General features: G+C 60.3%; 7 protein-coding genes. 3 read left to right on the forward strand and 4 right to left on the reverse strand.

Going from position 1 to position 8,033, the window contains the following annotated elements:
• Positions 1-22: 22 nt before the first annotated feature.
• A complete protein-coding gene (locus tag AB4Z11_RS15515) occupies positions 23-1,360 on the reverse strand; it encodes a TldD/PmbA family protein (protein ID WP_442026145.1) in 1,338 nt (445 codons plus the stop codon).
• Positions 1,361-1,378: 18 nt separating this feature from the next.
• Positions 1,379-3,013, reverse strand: coding sequence for a TldD/PmbA family protein (locus AB4Z11_RS15520; RefSeq protein ID WP_442026146.1), 1,635 nt, complete (start codon positions 3,011-3,013; stop codon positions 1,379-1,381).
• Between the two features lie 264 nt (positions 3,014-3,277).
• Here AB4Z11_RS15520 and AB4Z11_RS15525 point away from each other — a divergent pair, with 264 nt between their 5' ends.
• From AB4Z11_RS15525 to AB4Z11_RS15535, 3 genes are read left to right on the forward strand one after another with little or no spacing between them, the layout of a single operon-like run.
• Positions 3,278-4,096 carry a class I SAM-dependent methyltransferase gene (locus AB4Z11_RS15525; RefSeq protein WP_442026147.1) on the forward strand — a complete coding sequence of 273 codons (819 nt, stop codon included), beginning with the start codon at positions 3,278-3,280 and terminating at the stop codon, positions 4,094-4,096.
• Between the two features lie 57 nt (positions 4,097-4,153).
• Positions 4,154-5,014 (forward strand): hypothetical protein, encoded by an 861-nt coding sequence (locus AB4Z11_RS15530; protein WP_442026148.1) that lies wholly within the window; start codon positions 4,154-4,156, stop codon positions 5,012-5,014.
• Entirely contained in the window at positions 4,992-5,846 is an 855-nt protein-coding gene (locus AB4Z11_RS15535) for a substrate-binding periplasmic protein (RefSeq protein ID WP_442026149.1), read from the forward strand. Before AB4Z11_RS15530 ends, AB4Z11_RS15535 begins: the two co-directional genes overlap by 23 nt.
• 218 nt (positions 5,847-6,064) lie before the next feature.
• On the opposite strand, the gene AB4Z11_RS15540 is transcribed toward AB4Z11_RS15535, so the two are convergent.
• On the reverse strand, positions 6,065-6,193 hold the full coding sequence (locus AB4Z11_RS15540) for a hypothetical protein (RefSeq protein WP_442026150.1): 129 nt from the start codon (positions 6,191-6,193) through the stop codon (positions 6,065-6,067).
• Positions 6,194-6,262: 69 nt separating this feature from the next.
• Entirely contained in the window at positions 6,263-7,879 is a 1,617-nt protein-coding gene (locus AB4Z11_RS15545) for a serine hydrolase (protein ID WP_442026151.1), read from the reverse strand.
• Positions 7,880-8,033 lie beyond the last annotated feature (154 nt).

Below are 8,033 nucleotides of genomic sequence, written 5' to 3' on the forward strand. Positions count from 1 at the left end.
GGTCCTGGCCGTGGGGTTCTAATTAAACTGCGTCGGACAGAGAGGTGAAGTTAAAGTCGCGCACCTTCATGGCCGGAATCAGCAGCGAGAACTGGCTTTCGTCGCCCTGCAGCACTTCCGGACGGCCCACTTCTTCGATGTTGTTCAGCATCGTAACCGGGCTTTCGTTGAAGCGGAAGTTCTTGATCGGGTGTTTGATCTTGCCGTTCTCGATATAGAAAGTACCGTCGCGGGTCAGGCCGGTCAGCAGCACGGTCTGCGGATCGACCATGCGGATGTACCAGGTACGGGTGACCAGCACGCCCTTCTTGGTGCTGGCGATCAGCTCCGCGGTGGACTTGCTGCCGCCTGCCATCACGATATTGCCCGGTGCGCCAACCGCGCGTGCGCCCTGCTTCTTCGCCCAGTATGGCGAGTAGTTCAGGTTGGCGATCTTGCCGTTCTTGATGATGTCCATGCGCTCGCGGGCCAGCATGGTGTTGTTATCCCAAGGGACGACAGCGGTGTCCTTATCCCACGGATCGGCSCACACATTGACCTGCTCGTCGAACAGCTTTTCGCCCAGGCGATTGCCGCCGCCCTTCTTGGACAGGAAGCTGCGGCCTTCGTCCGCGCTGCGCGCATCGAAGCCGTTGAACATATAAGCCAGCAGGTCGGAAGTGGCGGCCGGTTCCAGGATCACGGTGTAGCGGCCTGGTTCCAGCGCCTTGGCGTCCACCGAGCGCATGGCTTTTTCCATTGCCACTTCAGCCGCAGCGCGCGGGTCGAAGTTATGCACGTCGGTTGCATCGCGGCGCACCCAGCCCGAACCGCGGCCGTCTTCGGTACGCACGGTGCAGGTGAAGTCGATGCCGGACGTGGCCTGGTGACCGAATACGCCACGCGAGTTGGCGATAGTTTCAAACGCCGACTGGTCGGTGAAGAAGCCCGCAGCTACCAGCTTGTTCTTGCGGCAGGCTTCGATGCTGTACGCCGCAACCTGCGCGCGATACTCGGGATCGATGGCGTCGGTGTTCTTGCTGAAGGTGTCGGAAGCCTTGAACACCTGTTTGTCCGGAGTCGGCATGAACTCCGGATTTTCCGGCGCCAGGCGGGCCAGGTCTTCAGCGCGGCGCACCACTTTTTCCAGCGACTTGTCGTCGAATTCGTTGATGACGGCCGTGCCCTGCTTCTTGCCGAAGGCGACCTGCACCTGCAGCTGGGTGTTTTCCACCAGGCCGGCAGTCGATACGGCGTTGCGCGCGTAGCGGATATTGCCGGTGCGGGAACCGTTGATGGTCACCGTGCATTCGTCCGCCTTGGAGAAGGACATCACCTTGTCCGCAATGCGCTTGGTCTCTTCCTGATTCAGAATCTTCATCGTTTATGTCCTTTGCGCTCAGCCGATCTTGCGGGCAGTGTTGATCACGTTGATGCCGTTGAAGCGCGTGGTGGACGCGCCGTGCGAAACGATACTGATCTGCGAAGGCTGGCCCTTGCCGTCAAAGAAGGAGCCGCCCATGCGCCAATCGCGCTCGTCGCACATGGCCGAGCAGGCATTCCAGAATTCCTGGGTATTGGACTGATACGCCACGTCTTCCAGCATCTGGCCGATCTTGCCGTCCTTGATTTCGTAGAACAGTTGGCCGCCGAACTGGAAGTTGTAGCGCTGCTGGTCGATGGAGAAGGAACCGTCGCCGACGATGTAAATGCCCTTCTTCACGTCTTTCACCAGCTCGTCCGGCGTGAGCTTCTTCTTGCCCGGCTGCAGCGACACGTTCGGCATGCGCTGGAACTGCACGCTGCTCCACGAATCCGCATACGAGCAGCCATGCGATTCCTTCTCGCCGATGATGTGAGCCTGGTCGCGGGTCGCCTGGTAGTTGACCAGGATGCCGTCCTTGATGATGTCCCAGCGCTTRCACTTGACGCCTTCGTCGTCGTAGCCGACGGCGCCCAGCGAACCCGGCGTGGTCTTGTCGGCCACGATGTTGACCAGGTCGGAGCCGTACTTGAATTTCTTGGTCTGCCACTTGTCCAGCGTCGCGAAGCTGGTACCGGCGTAGTTGGCCTCGTAGCCCAGCACGCGGTCCAGTTCCGTCGGGTGGCCGACGGATTCGTGGATGGTCAGCCACAGGTGTTCCGGCGACAGCACCATATCGTACTTGCCCGGTTCGACCGACTTGGCGGTCAGCTTTTCCTTGGCTTGCTTGCCTGCTGCACGGGCGTCTTCGATCAGGTCATAGGAACCGCGGTACAGCGTGGTCACGCCGCCGGCGGCCTTGAACTTGTCTTCCTTGCGCGCGTCCAGGTACTCGTAGCCCATGCCGACCGGCGTGGACAGGCCGGAGCGGCTGCGGAATTTGCCGGTGGTCTTGTCCACGGCGGTAGCGAAGAACGGCATCCACAGACGGTGCAGGTCCTGGTCGATGTAGGAACCGTCGGTCGATGCGAAGTACTTCTGCTGGTTCACCTGGAACAGCAGCGACTGGATGAAGGACGCGCCGCCTTCCATCGCGGCCTTGTTGCCGGCGATGAGCAGGTCCGCCTTTTCCTTGATCGGCACGGTGCGCCAGTCCTTCTTGAACGGCGTTGCCCAGGACACTTCGCCCACGCCCGGCGTTGGCGCCAGCTGCACGGCTTCGGTCTGCAGCTTGGAGTTGGCCTTGGCGATGGCGACGGCCTGACGCGCGGCGCCTGCCACGCCGTCCGGAGTCATGTCGCTGGTGGCGGCGAAGCCATAAGCGCCGTTGGCGATGACGCGCACACCCACACCTGCCGATTCCGTGTTGGTCACGTTCTCGATGTTCAGGTCACGGGTGGTGATGAATTGATTCAGGTAGCGGCCGATGCGCACGTCGCAATAGGTGGCGCCGGCTTGCGTGGCCGCGCCCATGGCGGTATCGGCCAGCATCTTCTTGAACTTCACTTCCACGGGCTTAATCAGCTCGTCGGCCGCGATGGCGCGTCCGTAAGGCATCAGCATGGCGGCAATCGCGCCACCGCTCATGTTGAGGAATGCACGTCGTTCCATAGTCTCTCCAGGGTTTTTGTTAGGTTCCTGACAGGCTTGCAGGAGTCACATCCTACGCAATTTTTGTGCCATTGTGTGGGTCTGTCTTACGGTTGCAACCACGGGGCCTCGCCTCGCTTATGCTGTCCGGCCAGTGTCCGCTGAGTGTCCGGCCTTGTCCGCATGCTGTCCGCGCGGACACTGGACAGTCCACCAATCTTGCATCATTATTATTTGAGCGAGGCGACCCACGGCGGCGTCGCCCGCCCTCAAGGAGACAAACGCATGAAACGATTCGTTCTCGCCGGCCTGCTGGCCTGCGGCTTCGTGGCCCATTCCGGTGCAGCCCTGGCCGACGATGCACTAAAAGCGGCCGTCGCCAGCCCGGTGCGCACACCCGCCAATATGCAGCGCGATGTGTACCGCCATCCGTATGAAACCCTGAACTTCTTCGGCATCAAGCCGAATATGACGGTGGTTGAGCTGTCGCCGGGCGGCGGCTGGTACACCGAGATCCTCGGTCCTTATCTGCATGACCAGGGCAAGCTGATTGCCGCCGGTTCGACGCCGGATTCGGCCAACGAGAATGTTCGCCGCGGTGCAGCACGATTCCAGGAGTTCCTGAACAAGCATCCGGACGCGCTGGGCAAGGTGCAAATGAGCGCCTTCGAACCGGGCAAGGGCATCTACAAATTCGGCCCTAAAGACAGCGCGGACATGGTGCTCACCTTCCGCAATATCCACAACTGGATCGAGACTGGCGACGACAATATGCAAAAGCTGTTCGCTTCTGTGTACGACGTGCTGAAACCGGGCGGCGTATTCGGCGTGGAAGAACACCGCCGTCCTTCAGCGATGGCGCAGGATGCAAAGGCCGACAGCGGCTATGTGCATGAAGCCTATGTGATCAAGATGGCCGAACGCGCCGGCTTCAAACTGGCCGGCAAGTCCGAGGTCAATGCCAACCCGAAAGACAACGCGGACCACGAAGGCGGCGTATGGGCACTGCCTCCGACCTACACCAATAAAGACAAGGACCGCGCCAAATATGCGGCCATCGGCGAAAGCGACCGCATGACGCTGAAGTTTGTGAAGCCTCAGTAAGTGCGTCTGGTTGCAAGCCTGCTGTTGTGCACCGCCGCCTGCTCTCATGCGGCGGAAATGACAGCAGGTATTCCCGAGCCGGGGCCGCGGCCGCAGTTTAACGAAAGGCCATGTGCCGCACTGCTTTCGTTCAAACCCGAGCCGCAGTCGTCCGGCGACGCGCCGTATGCCGCAACGGTCGAACATTATTTTGAGCAGACTCCGTCCGGCGCGGTACTGTTCAAGGCCATGCGCTCGGAAGCGCTGTGGTGGATACGCTCGGAGCGCGGCGTCACGCTGACCTCCCTGCTGACTGCCATCCACGAAACAAACCACGTCTACGATCTTGCGCTGAGCCGCTGCAATGGCGGCGACAAGACTTATTACTTTGATGGCGCCGTGTGGCGCACCGAGCTGCGCTTCGGCGATACGCCGCCTTATGCGATGGCGGAAAAATGGGTCCCGGCCAGCATGAAGGCCAGTCCGATCGGGCGCTATCAGYACTACTTCAAGCGTATTGGCCCGCAGCGCGGCAACGATATGCCGACGCTGCTGGACGAGTTGAATGCCCACATTACCGGCGCCGAACTGGAACGAAGCCTTATCGGCAGCGATATCTACCAACAGTTCAGCGGCGGGAACACCGTCGATGCGAATATGACGGGGACCGTCGATTTCATGGTCTTTACGCTGGCTTATCTGCGCACCCTGCGCGAAGACTATCCGGCCAGCTGGGCCAAGGTGAAAGCCAGTCCCCTGCTGCTGCAGCATCTGCAGCGCCTGTGGAGCAAAAGCGAAGCGCTGCTGTCTTCGTGGCCTGTCGAGGGCGCCCAGAAATTTCTCGTGAACGTCGCACCGCTTCACGATGCTTATGCCGCCGGATTGCAGACGGAACTTGACCGGCTTGGAATTATTCATGCTGCTGCGCCTGCGCGATAAGGTTTGCCTGCTGCTGGCGGCGTTCCTCGCGTCAGCCGCGCTGGCACAGCCGCCGGTGCAACTGGTGCTGCCTGCCATGGCGCCAGGGTCGGAGGAGCACACGGCCTACTTCCCGCTGCTGCTGCGGCTCGTGATGGAAAAGACGGAGCCGCATGACGGGCCTTTCATCATCAGCTATTACGCCTACGACCTCACCAGTCCACGCAAGCTGCTGGAGCTGCAACGCAATGGCGTCATCAATGTGATGTGGGATGGAACGAATGCCCAGCGTGAGCACGACCTGCTGCCGGTCCGGATTTCGCTGCTGCGCGAGTTGAACGATTACCGCCCTTTCCTGATCCGGCGCGAGGACGAGGTGCGCTTCCGCAGTGTGCGTACGCTGGCCGATCTGCGCCGCCTGCGCGCCGGCGCGGGCTTCAACTGGCCTTCAGTGGATATACTGCGGCATAACGGATTGACGGTGGAGACGGCCGTCAGCTACACATCGCTGTTTCCGATGCTGAAGGCAAGGCGTTTCGATTATTTCCCGCGCGGGGCCAACGAGGCGTGGGTGGAGGAGAAGGCGCACGAGCAGGAAGGTTTGATGGTGGAGCCTACCCTGTTCCTGCATTACCGCGTACCGTTTTATTTCTTCGTCAGCCGGGACAATCCGGCGCTGGCGGACCGCATCGAACGGGGCCTGAAGATGGCCATGGCGGACGGCAGCTTCGACAAACTGCTGAACAGCTATCCCGCGTATCGCCGCGGACTTGCTGAAATCGCGGCCCACAAGCGGACCGTCATCGAACTGGAAATGCCTACTTTGCCGATTGCAGATGGCTCATCAAAGTAACGAAAGCATAAACACCAATCGCCAATGCACCCAAGGTGGCGCCGATAGAGATAAACAGTTCGGTCATTCAGTGATACTCGTGTTATCGAAAGCAGTATTATGCTGCATTCGCACATGAAAGAGTGTCACAGATTTTCACTACTTGTCCAAATTTTACGAATAAATTTCGCCGCTTTGCCGCAATCGATATCCGCTTTGATAACTGTGCTGTCATTAAGCTAATCGTGCAACTGCCGTGCAAAGCGAACGGCCACCAGGCACGCTGCGAACACGAAGCCATAACTGAAGCGATCGAGGCGGAACAGCGCCTGTTCGCGGCGCGCGCACCAGCGGCCAATGACGGACATGGTGAAGCATGCCGCCCTTCATAAGAATCTGCAGGACGATCTCGAAGATCGTCTGCAGAATGAGAAGAATCAGTTCTTCGATGGTTCGGCTTTCTTGACCGGCGTGAAGGCCAGGTCCTGGAAGTCGTAGCTGAAGTCCGTTTCGGCGGAGATCGGGGCCATTTTCATGCGCTCGATGCTGCCGTCCGGGTTCAGGGCGAAGCTGACGTAGGCGTCGGCGTTGAAGTTGCGCTCTTTCCAGCGCACGATGAAGGTGTCGTGCTGGAAGTGCTCAAGCTGGCCAACCAGGTCCGGCGTGCGCGAGAAGGACATCAGCTGCTTGCCGCCTTCCTGGCGGATCGTCACGCTGCCATACCACGGGTCCCTGTACTCGCCGTTGTAGGCCGACAGCGGCAGCGACGGCGAAGACTTGGCCGCGCGCGTGGCGTTGGCCTTGCCGATCTTGGCCAGTTCCTCCGCATGGCGCTCCGCTTCCTGCCTTGCGATGATGCCGATCCAGTCGGTTGGCGCCGCGCCCATGTAGTTGTCGAGGATGCGCCAGCCCAGCGCCGTCATGGAGCCGCTGTTCTCCGCATTGGTGAAAATGGCCACACCCAGATGCTCCTCCGGTACCAGCATCACACGCGAGTAGAAGCCCTGTAGCGCGCCGCCGTGCATGGCAATCTTGCGGCCGTGGTAATCGCGTACATTGAAGCCGAGTGCATATGCATTGAAGCTAGGTTTGGTGGCCGCCAGCGCCGGCTTGGGATCGGTGATCTTGATCGGCGTCTGCTCACTGAAGATTTCGCGCAGCTGTTTAGCGCTCAGCACCTGCTTGCCGTCCGCCGACTTGCCCTCGTTGAGCAGCATATTCATCCACTTGGCGAAGTCTTCGGCATTGGTGTTGATGCCGATCGCACCGATGGCATTCTCCACCGGCATGTTCTTCACTACGCTGATTTTCTCGTTGATCTTGCTGTGCGGCGAAGAGTGATCGGCGGACTGGTACATCTGCGCCACGCTGGTGGTGGTGGTGGTCATGCCCAGTGGCGACAGGATGCGCTCGCGCACCGCCTCGCCCCAGCTCTTGCCGGTCTTTTGTGCGATGATCTTGCCCGCCACGATATACAGCAGGTTGTCGTAAGCGTAGGCGCTGCGGAAGCTGGTGGCCGGTTTCACATAGCGCAGGCGTTCAATGATTTCATCCGTGCTGAACGTTGTGGTCGGCCACCACATCAGATCACCGGCACCCAGACCCAGGCCGCTGCGGTGGGTCAGCAGATCGCGGATGGTCATCTCGCGCGTCACATACGAATCGTACATCGCGAAGTCCGGCAGATGCTTGATCACCGGATCGTCCCAGGACAGCTTGCCCTCATCCACCAGCATGGCCAGCGAAGCTGCCGTGAATGCCTTGGAGTTGGAAGCGATCTCGAACAGCGTCTTGTCCGTCACCGGCGCCGGATCACCCAGCTTGCGCACGCCGAAGCCCTTGGCCGCGATCACCTTGCCGTCCTTGACGATGGCGATGGCCATGCCAGGCACGTTGAAGGTTTTCAGGGCAGTGTTGACGTCGCGGTCCAGATCAAAGGCAGGCGCCGCGGCGGCAGCTGCAGAAACAATGGCTTCCGGCGCAGCGAAGGCAGGAAAGGACATGGCCGAGCAGGCCAGCATAACCAGCGCGGCAAGGGGCTTCTTCAGGTACATCAAGGTCTCCGGGTATTTCAGTTTTTCTTCATCAGCTTGTCCACCGACGCCTGGGTCTCAGGGTGGTAGCGCGGACGTGCCTTCAGGTAGAGCGATTTGCCCCACGAGGCTTCGGACGGGTTCTTCAGCATCGCGCCATACAGCGGCACCACGA

The organism is Pseudoduganella sp. RAF53_2 (assembly GCF_052113985.1).
GTDB lineage: Bacteria > Pseudomonadota > Gammaproteobacteria > Burkholderiales > Burkholderiaceae_D > Rugamonas.